Annotated in this window: 10 protein-coding genes; 4 read left to right on the forward strand and 6 right to left on the reverse strand. The window is 76.8% G+C overall.

Annotation, left to right across the window (positions count from 1 at the left end):
* Window positions 1-66: 66 nt before the first annotated feature.
* On the reverse strand, window positions 67-645 hold the full coding sequence (locus tag A4V12_RS29555) for a sigma-70 family RNA polymerase sigma factor (RefSeq protein ID WP_064072524.1): 579 nt from the start codon (window positions 643-645) through the stop codon (window positions 67-69).
* A gap of 160 nt (window positions 646-805) precedes the next feature.
* On the opposite strand from A4V12_RS29555, the gene A4V12_RS29560 reads away from it, so the two are divergent.
* Window positions 806-1969, forward strand: coding sequence for a MerR family transcriptional regulator (locus tag A4V12_RS29560; protein WP_064072525.1), 1164 nt, complete (start codon window positions 806-808; stop codon window positions 1967-1969).
* Here A4V12_RS29560 and A4V12_RS29565 read toward each other — a convergent pair.
* Both A4V12_RS29565 and A4V12_RS29570 read right to left on the reverse strand, forming a co-directional pair.
* Window positions 1944-3317 (reverse strand): cryptochrome/photolyase family protein, encoded by a 1374-nt coding sequence (locus A4V12_RS29565; protein ID WP_064072526.1) that lies wholly within the window; start codon window positions 3315-3317, stop codon window positions 1944-1946. The genes A4V12_RS29560 and A4V12_RS29565 overlap by 26 nt on opposite strands.
* Window positions 3314-4846, reverse strand: a complete 1533-nt coding sequence (locus tag A4V12_RS29570; protein ID WP_064072527.1) for an SDR family oxidoreductase — start codon at window positions 4844-4846, stop codon at window positions 3314-3316. The genes A4V12_RS29565 and A4V12_RS29570 overlap by 4 nt, the downstream gene beginning before the upstream one ends.
* 311 nt (window positions 4847-5157) lie before the next feature.
* On the opposite strand from A4V12_RS29570, the gene A4V12_RS29575 reads away from it, so the two are divergent.
* The 3 genes from A4V12_RS29575 to A4V12_RS29585 are packed head-to-tail and all read left to right on the forward strand — an operon-like array spanning window position 5158 to window position 8601.
* Window positions 5158-6666 (forward strand): phytoene desaturase, encoded by a 1509-nt coding sequence (locus tag A4V12_RS29575; RefSeq protein WP_064072528.1) that lies wholly within the window; start codon window positions 5158-5160, stop codon window positions 6664-6666.
* Window positions 6653-7606: a phytoene/squalene synthase family protein gene (locus tag A4V12_RS29580; RefSeq protein WP_064072529.1), complete on the forward strand. Its 954-nt coding sequence runs from the start codon at window positions 6653-6655 to the stop codon at window positions 7604-7606. The genes A4V12_RS29575 and A4V12_RS29580 overlap by 14 nt, the downstream gene beginning before the upstream one ends.
* Window positions 7603-8601, forward strand: a complete 999-nt coding sequence (locus A4V12_RS29585) for a DUF5914 domain-containing protein (RefSeq protein ID WP_064072530.1) — start codon at window positions 7603-7605, stop codon at window positions 8599-8601. Before A4V12_RS29580 ends, A4V12_RS29585 begins: the two co-directional genes overlap by 4 nt.
* A gap of 138 nt (window positions 8602-8739) precedes the next feature.
* Here the strand turns inward: A4V12_RS29585 and A4V12_RS29590 are convergent, their stop codons facing one another.
* From A4V12_RS29590 to A4V12_RS29600, 3 genes are all read right to left on the reverse strand, one after another.
* Window positions 8740-10437 (reverse strand): FAD-dependent oxidoreductase, encoded by a 1698-nt coding sequence (locus A4V12_RS29590; RefSeq protein ID WP_079137446.1) that lies wholly within the window; start codon window positions 10435-10437, stop codon window positions 8740-8742.
* Window positions 10434-11642, reverse strand: coding sequence for a lycopene cyclase family protein (locus tag A4V12_RS29595; RefSeq protein ID WP_064072554.1), 1209 nt, complete (start codon window positions 11640-11642; stop codon window positions 10434-10436). The genes A4V12_RS29590 and A4V12_RS29595 overlap by 4 nt, the downstream gene beginning before the upstream one ends.
* A 286-nt stretch (window positions 11643-11928) precedes the next feature.
* A complete protein-coding gene (locus A4V12_RS29600; RefSeq protein ID WP_064072531.1) occupies window positions 11929-12597 on the reverse strand; it encodes a maltokinase N-terminal cap-like domain-containing protein in 669 nt (222 codons plus the stop codon).
* Window positions 12598-12614 lie beyond the last annotated feature (17 nt).

Below are 12614 nucleotides of genomic sequence, written 5' to 3' on the forward strand. Positions count from 1 at the left end.
GGGCGGGAGTCTCGGAGGGCGTACGGCGGTGTGCACCGGCCCCGTCCCGGTTGTGGCGGCGGGGGTTCAGCACGCGCCCGGCGGTGCCAGACGGCGCCGCAGCCGGTGCAGGCCGCGCCGGGCGTGGCTCTTGACGGTGCCCAGCGGCAGCCCGGTGCGGCGGGCGATCTGCGCCTGGCTCAGGTCGTCGTAGAACGCCATGCGCAGCACCACGCGCTGCGCTTCGGGCAGGCGCGCCATCTCGTCGCCCACGCAGACCCGGTCGAGGACGTCCTCGGGCCGGGGCGCGGCGGGCGGCGTGTGCCGTTCGCGCTCGGCGCGGGCGGCGAGGTCGGCGCGGCGGGTGCGGGCGGTGAGCGCGTCGGCGATCTTGCGGCGGGTGATGCCCCCCAGCCAGGCGGACAGCGGGCCGCGTTCCCGCCGGTAGCCCGCGCGTCCGTGCCAGGCCGCGAAGAACACCTGCTGGGTGACGTCCTCGGCCTCGGCGGGGTCGCCGAGCGCGCGGAGGGCCAGCCCGTGGACGAGGGCGCTCCACCGCGCGTACGCGGCCGCGACGGCCTCCTCCTCGCCCCGGGCGAGCCGCTCGGCGATGTCCTCGTCCGGTGTCCCCGGGCGGGCGGGGGCGGCAAGGGTCTTCTCCGTCATGGTGGCTACTCCTCGGCACCGGTGCGGGGCCCGGGTCGTTCCGCTTCCGGCGCCCGGGGCACCGCGCTGTGGCCACCGTGCGTAGAGCAAGATCACTGAGGCAACTCGCAACGCTTGTGCATCGGATAATCGATGCGTGAACGATTCCGTGGAGCCCGGTATGACGACCGGAGCCGTGGCGCGCCTGCTGGGCGTCTCGCCGGTGACGCTGCGGTCGTGGGACCGGAGATACGGCATAGGCCCGGCGGGCCGCCGGGACGGCGGCCACCGCCGGTGGCGCCCGGCCGACATTGCGGTGCTGCGGGAGATGTGCCGCCTCACCGCCGCGGGGCTCCCGCCCGCGGAGTCGGCCCGCGCCGCCCGCGAGCGGTACCACCCGGCGGACGGCGGGCCCGCCGCCGGACCCGAGCGGCACGGGGACGGGGACGGGAGCGGGGACGACGGGCCCGAGCGGCACGGGGTCGCGGACGGCGGGCCGGTCGCCGGACACGGGCGGGACGGCGACTCGGGCGGTGTGTCCGGTACGGGCCGGAGGCGGCGCGGTGTGCGGGTGGGCGCGGCCGCCGGCGGTGACGGCGCCGTCCCCGAGCCGCCCGTCGGCGGTGGGGTGCCGCGGCCGCGGTCGGCGTCCCCGGCCGACGGGGTGACGGCGGCGGACGTCCGGCGGGAGTGCCGGGGTCTCGCGCGGGCCGCCGTCCGGCTGGACGCCCCGGCCGTCGACGAGTCGCTGAGCGCCCTGGTGGCGCGGTACGGGCCCGTCGTCGCCTGGGAGAAGGTGATGGTCCCGGTGCTGCACGCGGTGGGCCGCACATGGGAGACGTCCGGCGACCGGTACGTGGAGGTGGAGCACCTGCTGTCGTGGCACGTGTCGACGGCGCTGCGCCGGGTGGCGCCGCCGCCCGCGCGGTCGCCCGTGGGCGAGGCGTCGCCCGGGCCCGTCCTGCTGGCGTGCGTACCGGACGAGCAGCACTCGCTGGCGCTGGAGGCGCTGGCGGCCGGGCTGGGCGGGTCGGGCGTGCCGTACCGGATGCTGGGGGCCGCCGTGCCGGTGGAGGCCCTGGGCGCGGCGGTGCGCCGGACCGGACCGGCCGCGGTGGTGCTGTGGTCGCAGGCGCGGTCGACGGCGAACCTCCCGCTGGCGCGTGACGTGGCCGCCACCGGCTGGGGCGTGCGGGGGGCCAGGAACGCCCCGGCGGTGCTCACCGCCGGGCCGGGGTGGGCGGGACCGCGGCCGGCCGGGGTGCTGCGGCCGCTGTCGCTGCGCGAGGCGCTGTCCGCCCTGGCCGGGGTGTGCGGGCTCAGTCCAGGTCCCGCGCCCGCCTGAACCGGGCGAGGGCCTCGCCGAGGTCGACGATCGGTTCCGGATAGTCGTACCGGGCGCGTTCGGCGGCCGGCAGCTTCCACGGCTCGTGGACGGCCGGGCCGCTCACGTCGGCGAGTTCGGGCACCCAGCGGCGTACGTAGGCGCCGTCGGGATCGTAGCGCCGGCCCTGGAGGACCGGGTTGAGGACCCGGTTGGGGCGGGAGTCGGTGCCGGTTCCGGCCACCCACTGCCAGTTGAGCTGGTTGTTGGCGATGTCGCCGTCGACCAGCAGACCGAGGAAGTGGTCGGCGCCGATGCGCCAGTCGACGTAGAGCGTCTTGGCGAGGAAGCTCGCCGTGAGGAGCCTGCCCCGGTTGTGCATCCAGCCCTCGTGGGCGAGCTGCCGCATGGCGGCGTCGACGACCGGATAGCCCGTCATGCCCCGGCGCCACGCCTCGATGTCGTCCGCCGCGGTCCTCGCGGTGCGCCAGTGGTCGTGCCGGGTGCGGTAGTCCCGCGCGGAGGCGGCCGGGCGGGCGGCGAGCACCTGGCGGTGGAAGTCGCGCCAGCACAGTTGCCGGACGAAGGCCTCGGCGCCCGGCCCGCCCGCGCGCCGGGCCCGGTGGACGGCCTCGGTGGCCGAGACGGTGCCGAAGTGCAGGTGCGGCGAGAGCCGTGAGGTGGCGTCACCGGCGAGGTCGTCGTGGCGTTCCTCGTAGGCGCCGGCGCCGGCCCGCAGCCAGGCCGTCAGGCGCCTGCGCCCTTCCGTCTCGCCGCCCGCCGCCAGGCCGGGTGACGTGCCGGCCACCTCCGTGCGGACGGGCAGCGGCTCGGAGTGCACGCCGTCGGGCACCGGTACCCGGCGCGGGGCGCCGAGGGGTTCGCGCAGCCGGTGCCCGGTCCAGCGCCGGTGGTAGGGGGTGAACACCGCGAAGTGGTCGGATCCGGCCGGGGTGAGCGTGCCGGGGTCCACCGCCGTGACCACGCCGTCGTGGACGTACAGGCGCCGCCCGTCCGCCTCCAGCGCGGCCCGGAGGCGGTCCTCCCGGTGGCGGGCGTAGCGGGTGTGCTCGCCGGACATGTGGACCTCGTCCGCCCCGGACTGCGCGGCGACCGCGCAGGTCTCCCGCACCACGTCCCCGGAGCGGACGACGAGGCGTCCGCCCCGCCCGCGCAGGCCCTCGTCGAGGTCGCGGAGGCAGTCGGCGAGGAACGCCCGCCGGTTGGGCACCGCGAAGCCGGCCGCCTCGACGGCGCTGTCGCGGACGAAGAGCGGCACGACCTGCCGGCCGCCGCCCAGCGCGGCCCGCAGCGGCGGGTGGTCGTGGAGCCGGAGGTCGCCCGTGAAGAGCACGACGGAGACGCTCATGCCGCCGCTCCGGTCCGCCGGCCGGAGCCCGGCCGGGCCCGCTCCTCGTTCTGCGCCGCGCGGGTGATGTTGCGGGCCATCCCCCCGAAGACGATCGCGTGGAACGGGGACACGCTCCACCAGTAGGCGTGACCGACGAGGCCGCGCGGGTGGAACAGGGCGCGCTGGCGGTAGCGGCTGCGGCCCTCGCCGTCCTCCTCGGCATACATCTCCAGCCAGGCCAGGCCCGGCAGCCGCATCTCGGCACGCAGCCGCAGCAGCCTGCCCCGCTGGATCTCCTCGACGCGCCAGAAGTCCAGGGAGTCGCCCACCCGGAGGCGGTGGGCGTCGCGGCGTCCGCGGCGCAGTCCGACGCCGCCGAGGAGCCGGTCGAGCCAGCCGCGCACCGCCCAGGCGAGGGGGAAGGAGTACCAGCCGTTCTCGCCGCCGATGCCCTCGATGACCCGCCACAGGGCCTCGGCCGAGGCGTCGACCCGCCGGTCGCGCCGGTCGGTGTAGAGGCTTCCGCCCGCCCAGTCGGGGTCGGTCGGCAGCGGGTCGCTGGGCGCGCCGGGCACCGACGCCGAGGACCACCGGGTGGTGACCTGGGCCTCGCGGACCCGCCGCAGGGCGAGGGCGAGCGCCTCGTCGCAGCCGATGGGGTGGCCGGGCGGGTCGGGGACGTGGTCGGCGATGTCGTGTTCGCGGCACACAACCTCGTACCGCAGCGACTCGGCGAGCGGCCGGGCGATGGCGGGCGGCACGGGGGTGACGAGGCCGACCCAGTGGCTCGACAGGTTCGGGGTGAGGACGGGCACCGGCAGGATGACCCGGCGGGGCAGGCCGGCCACGGTGGCGTACTGACGCATCAGGTCGCGGTAGGTGAGGATGTCGGGGCCGCCGATGTCGAACGTGCGGTTCACGTCGGGGGGCATGCCGGCGCTGCCGACGAGGTAGCGCAGGACGTCCCGCACGGCGATGGGCTGGATGCGGGTGCGGACCCAGCTGGGCGTGATCATGACGGGGAGGCGCTCGGTGAGGTAACGGAGCATCTCGAAGGAGGCGGAGCCGGACCCGAGGACGACGGCGGCGCGCAGCACGGTGGTGGGCACGCCGGAGTCGAGCAGGATCCGGCCGACCTCCGCGCGTGAACGCAGGTGCGGGGAGAGTTCGCTCTCCGGGACGCTCTCCGGGGTGAGGCCACCGAGGTACACGATGCGTCGTACGCCCGCCTCCCGGGCGCGGCGGCCGAAGATCCGGGCCGCCGTGCGGTCGGTCTCCTCGAAACCCCGCCCGCTGCCGAGGGCGTGGACGAGGTAGTACGCGACGTCCACGCCCTGCATCGCGGCCCGTACCGACTCCTCGTCGGTGACGTCGCCCTTCGCCACCTCGACCCGGTCGGCCCAGGGGAGGTCGCGGAGCTTGCCGGGTGAGCGCGCCAGGCAGCGGACGCGGTGGCCGGCGGCCAGCAGTTCGGGGACGAGCCGCCCGCCGATGTAACCGCTGGCACCGGTGACCAGGCACAGACCGGTGCCGTTCGGGTGGGTCATGGGGGCTCCTTGCCGGACGGTCCTGTCATTTCCACGTTCCCCCTTGTCCGTTCCTTCCGCCCGGCGGCCACGTCCGGATGCGCGTCACCGGTACGCGCACCGGCGGGCCGGGAGGGACGGGCGGCGGGTGGGCCCCGGACGGAAGCGTCCGGAAGGCGGGGCGTTCCGGGCGGTGATCCACTGCGGGTACGGCTGTCGCGGGGCCGCGTCGCGCGACAGCCGTACCTCCGGTCGTGCGCCGGGTGCATCCGGAGCGCGTACCGGCGGCGAAGAGTCGTCGACGGTGCCGTAGACGCGTGAGGGGATGCCGGATGAGGACCGTGCCGGGACGTACGGACCACGTGGTGGTCGTCGGTGCGGGATTGGCGGGGCTGTCGGCGGCCCTGCACCTGCTGGGGGCGGGGCGCCGGGTCACGGTCGTGGAGCGCTTCGCGGTGCCGGGCGGGCGGGCCGGCCTGGAGACGCGGGGCGGCTACCGCATGGACACCGGCCCGACCGTGCTGACGATGCCGGACCTGCTGGAGGAGGCGTTCGCGGCCGTCGGCTCCCGCATGGCCGACCGGCTCGACCTGGTGCCCCTGCACCCGGCGTACCGGGCGCGGTTCGCCGACGGGGCGACGCTGGACGTGCACACCGGCGCGGACGCGATGGCCGCCGAGGTGGAGCGGTTCGCCGGGAGCCGGGAGGCCCTCGGCTACCGGCGGCTGCGGGAGTGGCTGGAGCAGTTGTACCGGGCGCAGATGCGCCGGTTCATCGACGTGAACTTCGACTCGCCGTTCCAGCTGTTCGGCCCGGACCTGGCGCGGCTCGCCGCCCTGGGCGGCTTCGGGCGGCTGGAGGGCCGGATCGGCCGGTTCCTGTCGGACGAGCGGCTGCGCCGGGTGTTCTCCTTCCAGGCCCTGTACGCGGGTGTGCCGCCGGCGCGCGCACTGGCCGCGTACGCCGTGATCGCCTACATGGACACGGTGGCCGGGGTGTACTTCCCCCGGGGCGGCATGCACGCCGTGCCGCGGGCGCTGGCGGACGCGGCGGCCGAGGCGGGCGGGGTGTTCCGGTACGGCGAGACGGTCACCCGTCTGGAGCGGTCCGGGGACCGGGTCACGGCCGTGGTCACCGACCGGGACCGGATCCCGTGCGACGCGGTGGTCCTCACCGCCGACCTGCCGGGCGCCTACCGGCTGCTGGGGCGCCGCCCGAGCCGGCCGCTGCGGCTGCGCCACTCCCCCTCCGCCGTGGTGCTGCACCTGGGCACGGACCGGGCCTGGCCGGAACTGGGCCACCACACCCTGTCGTTCGGCAGGGCCTGGGCCCGCACGTTCGGCGAGATCACCCGCGAGGGCCGGCTGATGTCGGACCCGTCCCTGCTCATCACCAGCCCCACCGCCACCGACCCGTCCCTGGCGCCGCCGGGCCGGCACCTGCACTACGTGCTGGCGCCGTGCCCCAACACCGACATCGGCCCCGGCGCCCGCGAATGGCGTGACCTGGGGCCCCGCTACCGCGCCGGACTCCTCACCGAGCTGGAGCGCCGGGGCCTGCCCGGGCTCGCCGACTCCGTCGAGGAGGAACTACTGGTCACCCCGGCCGACTGGACGGGCTGGGGGCACGCGGCGGGCACGCCGTTCTCCGCCGCCCACACCTTCGCGCAGACCGGCCCGTTCCGGCCGCGCAACCTCGTCCGGGGCACCCGCAACGCGGTGCTCGCCGGGTGCGGCACCACGCCGGGCGTGGGGGTGCCCACCGTACTGCTGTCCGGAAAGCTCGCCGCCGCCCGCATCACCGGCGCGCGGCACCAGGGGAGGTCGTATGACGGTCCGTGAACTCGACGCGGCGGGGATCACCGACCCCGGCCTGCGCGTCGCCTACAGCCGCTCGCGTCACCTGAACGCGCGGTACGGCAGGACGTACTTCCTGGCCACCCGGCTGCTGCCGCCCGAACGGCGCCCGGCCGTGCACGCGCTGTACGGCTTCGCGCGGCGGGCCGACGACATCGTCGACGACCTCGGCGACACGGCCACGACCGCCGAACGCTCCGCCGCCCTGCGGGCGCTGGAGGAACGGCTGGACGCGGCGCTGGCCGGGGCGCCGGTGTCGGAGCCCGTGGTCCGGGCGCTCGCGCACACCGCCGACGCGTACGCCATCGACCCGTCCCTCTTCCGGGACTTCCTGGTGTCCATGCGCGCGGACCTGGAGGTCACCGACTACGCCACCTACGAGGACCTGCGCGCCTACATGCACGGATCGGCCGCCGTCATCGGGCTCCAGATGCTCCCGGTGCTCGGCACGGTGGTGCCCCCCGAGGAGGCGGCCCCGCACGCCGCGGCGCTGGGCGTGGCGTTCCAGCTGACCAACTTCGTCCGTGACGTGGGCGAGGACCTGGACCGGGGCAGGGTCTACCTCCCGGCCGACCTGCTGGCGGCGCACGGCGCGCACCGGGACCTGCTGCTGTGGAGCCGGCGCACCGGGCGCCGCGACCGCAGGATCGTCTCCGCACTGGCGGCCGCCGCGGCCCTCACCCGCGACGTGTACCGGGAGGCGGCACCGGGCCTGGCCATGCTGAACCCGGTGGCCCGGCCGTGCATCGGTGCGGCGTTCGTGCTGTACGGCGAGATCCTGGACGCGGTGCGGCGGGACGGCTGGTCCTCGGTGCACCGGCGCTCGGTGGTGCCCCGGCGGCGGCGGGCCGCGGTCGCGGCCGCCGGCGTGGCGCGGGTGACGGCCGCCCGGGTCGGCGCGGCCATGCGCAAGGGGGCGGCATGAGCGCGAGGACGCCCCGCAGGGGCCGGTTCCCGCTCGCGCTGCGCGGGTCGTCCGTCGCCTGGGAGCGGCAGCGGCCCACCTGGCGCGAGGCGCGCCCCGGGCTGATCGCCGACGCCCTGAAGCGGGCCACCGCCCGCCCGTCCGGCAACTGGTACGTGCTGTGCGCCGCCCGGGACCTGGTGGCGGACCGGCCCCGGGGGCTCACGGTGGCCGGCGAGGAGGTGGTGGTCTGGCGCGGCGCGGACGGCCGGGTGCACGCCGGTCCCGGCGCGTGCCCGCACCTCGGGGCGCCGCTGGCGCAGAGCCGGGTGCGGTGCGGGACGCTGGTGTGCCACTGGCACGGACTGGCGCTGGACGGCGGCCCGTTCGCCGGCTGGGAGCCCTTCCCGGCGTACGACGACGGGGTGCTCGTGTGGGTGCGGCTGGACCGCAGCGGCGGCGAGGAGCCGACGGAGCGGCCCGCGGTGCCGGTGCGCCCGGACCCGGCGGGGGCGGTCGCGGCGGTCTGGTCGGGCGTGGGGGTCTGCGAACCGGAGGACGTCGTGGCGAACCGGCTCGATCCGTGGCACGGCGCCTGGTTCCACCCGTACTCGTTCGTCGACCTGACGGTGCTCGACGCCGACGCGGAGGCGGACTGCTTCCTGGTGGACGTCTCGTTCCGGCTGGCCGGCCGGGTGGTGGTGCCGGTGCGGGCGCGGTTCACCGCCCCGGGACCGAGGACGGTGGTGATGGAGATCGTGGAGGGCGAGGGGCTCGGCTCGGTCGTCGAGACGCACGCCACGCCGCTCGGGCAGGACGACCGCGGCCGCCCGCGGACCAGGGTGGTGGAAGCGGTGGTCGCCGCCTCCGACCGGCCGGGCTTCGGTGTCGCGCGGGCCGCCGCGCCCCTGGTGCGGCCGCTGATGAGGGCGGCGGCGGGCCGGCTGTGGCGCGACGACCTGGCGTACGCCGAGCGGCGCTGGGAACTGCGCTCGGAGGGCCGCTTCCCGGGCTGAACCGCCCGCGCCCGCGCGCCCCGTGGGTCGCCGCCCGCGGGGCGCGCGGGCGCGGGCACCGGCCACGGGGGCGGGCCGGGCAGGTGGGCCGGGCAGGTGGGGCGAGCAGGTGGGCAGGCCCCGCACGCCGCCCGTGCGTCAGTCGGCCGCCAGCCGGGCGAGTGCGCGCAGGGGGGCCGACCTGCCGCGCGGGGGCACGGTCCACAGCGTCTGCCCCCGTACGCCCCACCGCTCCAGCAGCGCGTTCGCGGCCAGGAACCCACTGGTGGCGGCGCGTTCCATCAGCGCGACCGGCAGCTCGGTGCGGACCAGGTCGCCCGCCACCATCACGCCCGGGTCGGGGGTCCGCACGGTGGGGCGGTCCTGGTAGCCCCCCACCGGGAAGTGCGGGCAGTCGGCACGCCATTCGTGCCGCTCGTCGATGACGAGGGCGTCCCGGATCTCCGGGTAGAGCGTGCGCAGCCTGGTCAGCATGCCCTCCTGGAACGTGGGCCGGTGGATGCCCGGAGCGGTGGCGTAGGCGTGCAGTTCCACGACGCTGCCCCCGGTGCGGGCCGCCCAGCGCGCCGCCTCGCCCTCCCAGCGCTCCAGGACGCTGACGTTGTCCAGGCCGTCGTACCCGCTGGTGGCCAGGAAGCCGTGGCGGTGCCGGTCCACGGGGCGGTCGAGCCAGTACCGGGACACGAGGAACGGCGGCGCCGTGCGCAGGCGGCGGATCCGGGTCCGCCAGGCGCGGTCGCCCAGCCGGGGCGACTGCGCGACGACGCGGCGCAGGCCCGCCGTGTCGAGGGCGAGGACCACGGCGTCGTGGTGGTCGGCGCGGTCCCCCGCCACCACGGTGAACCCCCCGTTCGGTCCCGGCTCCACCGTGTCGACCGGCCGGCCCTCCAGCAACCGGACGCCGTGCCCCGCGAGGTAGTCGCCGAGGGGCTCCCACAGCGCCTGCGGGAAGGGCTCGTCGGGGACGTCGAAGAGCAGGCCCTCGCTGGACCCCAGGAAGTAGATGTGGAACATCAGCGCCAGTTCGGCCGCCGACAGGGTGCGCGGGTGGACGAAGAAGCTGCGCGAGAACACCTCGAAGGCCAGGTGGTGCGCCGCCTCCGGGAACCGGATGCGCTCCAGCAGATCGGCCGCGCTGATGCCGTCGAGCCGCTCGTAGACCTCAGGGACGCGGACGTCGAACAGGGGCAGCGCCGCGCGCGGGTCCATCGCCGCCAGGTCCGCGGCCCGGAAGCTCGGGCTGAGCGCGGCGAAGGCGAGGGCGTTCCACGGCGGGGTGCGCGGGATGCGGGCGAAGCTGTCGCGCAGGCCGTCGCTGTGCCACAGGGGGTAGTCCGGCAGCCCGTGCAGCCGTTCGAGGCCCGGGTCGGCACGCCGCAGCAGTCCGCGCAGGTTGTAGTACTGGCGGAAGAAGGCGTGGAAGCCGCGGCTCATGGTCGCGGTGGTGCCGTCCGACAGGGTCACCGGCCGGCCGGCGAGCCGCCCGCCGAGCTGCTGTTCGCGTTCGTACAGGGTGACACGCACCCCGCGTTCGGCCAGCGCGGTCGCCGCGGCCAGGCCGGCGATGCCGCCGCCGACGACCGCCGTGCGCGGCGGCTCACCGGTGACGCGGGGGCGGCCGGGGCGCGGGGTCACGATCCGGGCCCTGCGGTCGCGGCCCCGCCGGGGTGCCGTGCGCGGGCCGGCGTTCCGGTCCGGTGCGGAGGCGCGGTGCGGGGACTGCGGGCGGTCCGGCGCGGGCGCGGGGTGGTGCGGGCGGTCGGGCGGTGCGGGGGCGGTGTGCGTCCGGTCCGGTACGTACGCGGGGTCCGGTGCGTCGTCGTGCGGCACGGTCATGGGCGGTTCCCTTCTCGGCGGTCGGCCGGCGCGTGGCTGCGGGCCAGGGCGGGGAGTTCGGCGACGGTGCGCAGCATGGGCAGCACCGGGGTGCGCAGCCCGATGCCGAAATCTTCGAGCAGGTGGGTCCCGCCGTCGAGGAACCGCAGCAGGCGTTCGGTCGGCACGGCGCGGAACAGGCCGGTGAAGAAGGCCGGTCCGTCCAGGCGGCCGGTGTCCAGCGCCCGCAGCACCACGGCGTCCATGGCGCGGGCCCGGCGCGGGTACGCGGACGGCGGCTCGGGGACCCGCCCCTCGCGCAACGCCCCGGCGACTGCGCGGGTCTGGCGCTGGATGCCGGCGAACGTGTAGCCGGTGGAGGGGCGGGTGGCACCGCCCGCCGTACCGATCCGGAAGACCGAGCGGCCCGCGCGGCGCCGGTGGTGTCCGTCGCCCATGGGGATCACGCCCTGCTCGGTGCCGGTCACCTCGTAGGGCCCGGTGCCCAGCACCTCGCCGACGTAGTGGCGCAGGGCGCGGTCGTAGCCCGTGGTGGAGAGGGGCGCCGCGGAGAACAGCGTGTACTCGACGAGCGCGCGGTGGGTGCCGATGGGCAGGACGTACCCGAAGGCGAGCCCGTGGCGGGGCTGGGGCACCCGGAAGTCCATCAGTTCGACGGTCGTGGGGTCGAACGCGGGCCGTTCCGTGCGCAGGAACCAGCCCCGGAAGTGCTGGAGCAGCAGGGTGCGGGCCGGTGGCGGGCGCAGCGGAGGGCGTGAGTCGAAGACCCACCGGGCGCGCACCCGCAGGTGCCGGCCGTCGGCGGTGACGCCGAGCACGTCGGCGCCGTCGGGCCGGTCCCGTACGGCGCGGACGGCGGCCTCCAGGCGGGTGATGCCACCGGCCCGTTCCCGGACCGCCCGGGCGAAGGTGCCCGAGCGCAGCATCTTGTACCGGAGGGGGGCCGGGCTGCCGGTGACGGTCGCGCCGTCGGCGCCCCGCACCCGCAGCCGGTCCCAGCACCGGACGAGCAGGTCGTCCCAGTCGCCGCCGGGCTCCTCCCAGTAGCACCAGGTGCGTTCGGGCGGTCGGAGGGGGCCGGCCGGGGCGTCGATCAGCGTGACGCGCGACGGCTCGGGAGCACCCGGCCCCGGCGCGCACAGGTGGTGGACGAGGGACAGTCCGGCGGCGCCCGCTCCCACGACGGCGACCTCGGTGTCCACCACCAGGGGTGTGTCGCGTCCGACGTGTGTCCCGGGCACGGGCGGCTCCTTCTCCTGCTGCGATTGCCCTTCCCATTCGGCTGGAGGGCCGCACTCGGATGCGCGCCGACCCGATCGAGCGGATCTGCGTTTCGCGCAGGAGGGTCAGGAGGGCCGGGCGGGAGGGGCGGGGGGCGGGCCCGGGCGCCGGTCCCGTGCCGGGGGGGCACGGGCCCGAGGGTGCCGTCCCGCCCTTCACCGCCGGGCCCCTCCCCTCCTCCGCGGACCGGGCCGGTCTCGCGGGCGCGGGTCAGGAACCGGTGCGCAGGGAGGCGAACGGGGAGCGGTGCTCGGTGCCGTCCGGGAGCTTCCAGGGGGCGGTGACGGAGGGGTGCGCGGGGAGGGGCGCGGCGGGGTCGAGGACGCGGACCACGGTGAGGGTCAGCGGCCCGTCGGCCGTCGGGACGGCGACAGCGGTGCCGTCCGGGCCGTCGCTGACGGTGCTTCGGCCGGCCGGTGAGGGGGGCGGCGGGAGGGCGTCGTCGCCGTGGCGGGCGACGGTCCGGTCGGGGGTGTCGGTCTCGCTCTGCGCCTGCGGCTCCGCCCGGCCCTGGAAGAGGGCGAGGAGCTGTGCGACGAAGACCGGGTCGCCGGTGGCGTCGTAGATCCAGCGCCGGCCCAGCACGCCGTGCTCGGAGGTGCCGACGAGTGCGTCCCGGCCGTCCTGGTGCGGCGCTTCGAGCGGGGCGCCCCGGTACGTGAGCGGGACGTGATAGGTGACGGGCCGGTCGCCGGACCCGTCGGTGACCACCATGAATTCGATGCCGACCTCCCCCTCCGGGTCGTCCAGCCGGAAGCCGCCCGCGCGGGACAGCACCGGCGCGCTGCCCGTGGGGACGTACCAGGGACGCGTCGGCAGCCAGGACTCCAGCAGTTCCAGCTTGCCCGGTTCCATCGTGGTCCGGTGAACGACAGCCATGCCTTCGTGGTCCTCCC

The sequence above is a fragment of the Streptomyces noursei genome (genome assembly GCF_001646665.1).
In the GTDB taxonomy this organism is placed as follows: domain Bacteria; phylum Actinomycetota; class Actinomycetes; order Streptomycetales; family Streptomycetaceae; genus Streptomyces; species Streptomyces lavendulocolor.

Bases quoted from the DNA above. Each gene is read 5' to 3' on its own strand.
- A4V12_RS29555 (WP_064072524.1), bottom strand. From the start codon at position 645: ATGACGGAGAAGACCCTTGCCGCCCCCGCCCGCCCGGGGACACCGGAC.
- A4V12_RS29570 (WP_064072527.1), bottom strand. From the start codon at position 4,846: ATGACCCACCCGAACGGCACCGGTCTGTGCCTGGTCACCGGTGCCAGC.
- A4V12_RS29580 (WP_064072529.1), top strand. From the start codon at position 6,653: ATGACGGTCCGTGAACTCGACGCGGCGGGGATCACCGACCCCGGCCTG.
- A4V12_RS29575 (WP_064072528.1), top strand. From the start codon at position 5,158: ATGAGGACCGTGCCGGGACGTACGGACCACGTGGTGGTCGTCGGTGCG.
- A4V12_RS29600 (WP_064072531.1), bottom strand. From the start codon at position 12,597: ATGGCTGTCGTTCACCGGACCACGATGGAACCGGGCAAGCTGGAACTG.
- A4V12_RS29560 (WP_064072525.1), top strand. From the start codon at position 806: ATGACGACCGGAGCCGTGGCGCGCCTGCTGGGCGTCTCGCCGGTGACG.
- A4V12_RS29585 (WP_064072530.1), top strand. From the start codon at position 7,603: ATGAGCGCGAGGACGCCCCGCAGGGGCCGGTTCCCGCTCGCGCTGCGC.
- A4V12_RS29590 (WP_079137446.1), bottom strand. From the start codon at position 10,437: ATGACCGTGCCGCACGACGACGCACCGGACCCCGCGTACGTACCGGAC.
- A4V12_RS29565 (WP_064072526.1), bottom strand. From the start codon at position 3,317: ATGAGCGTCTCCGTCGTGCTCTTCACGGGCGACCTCCGGCTCCACGAC.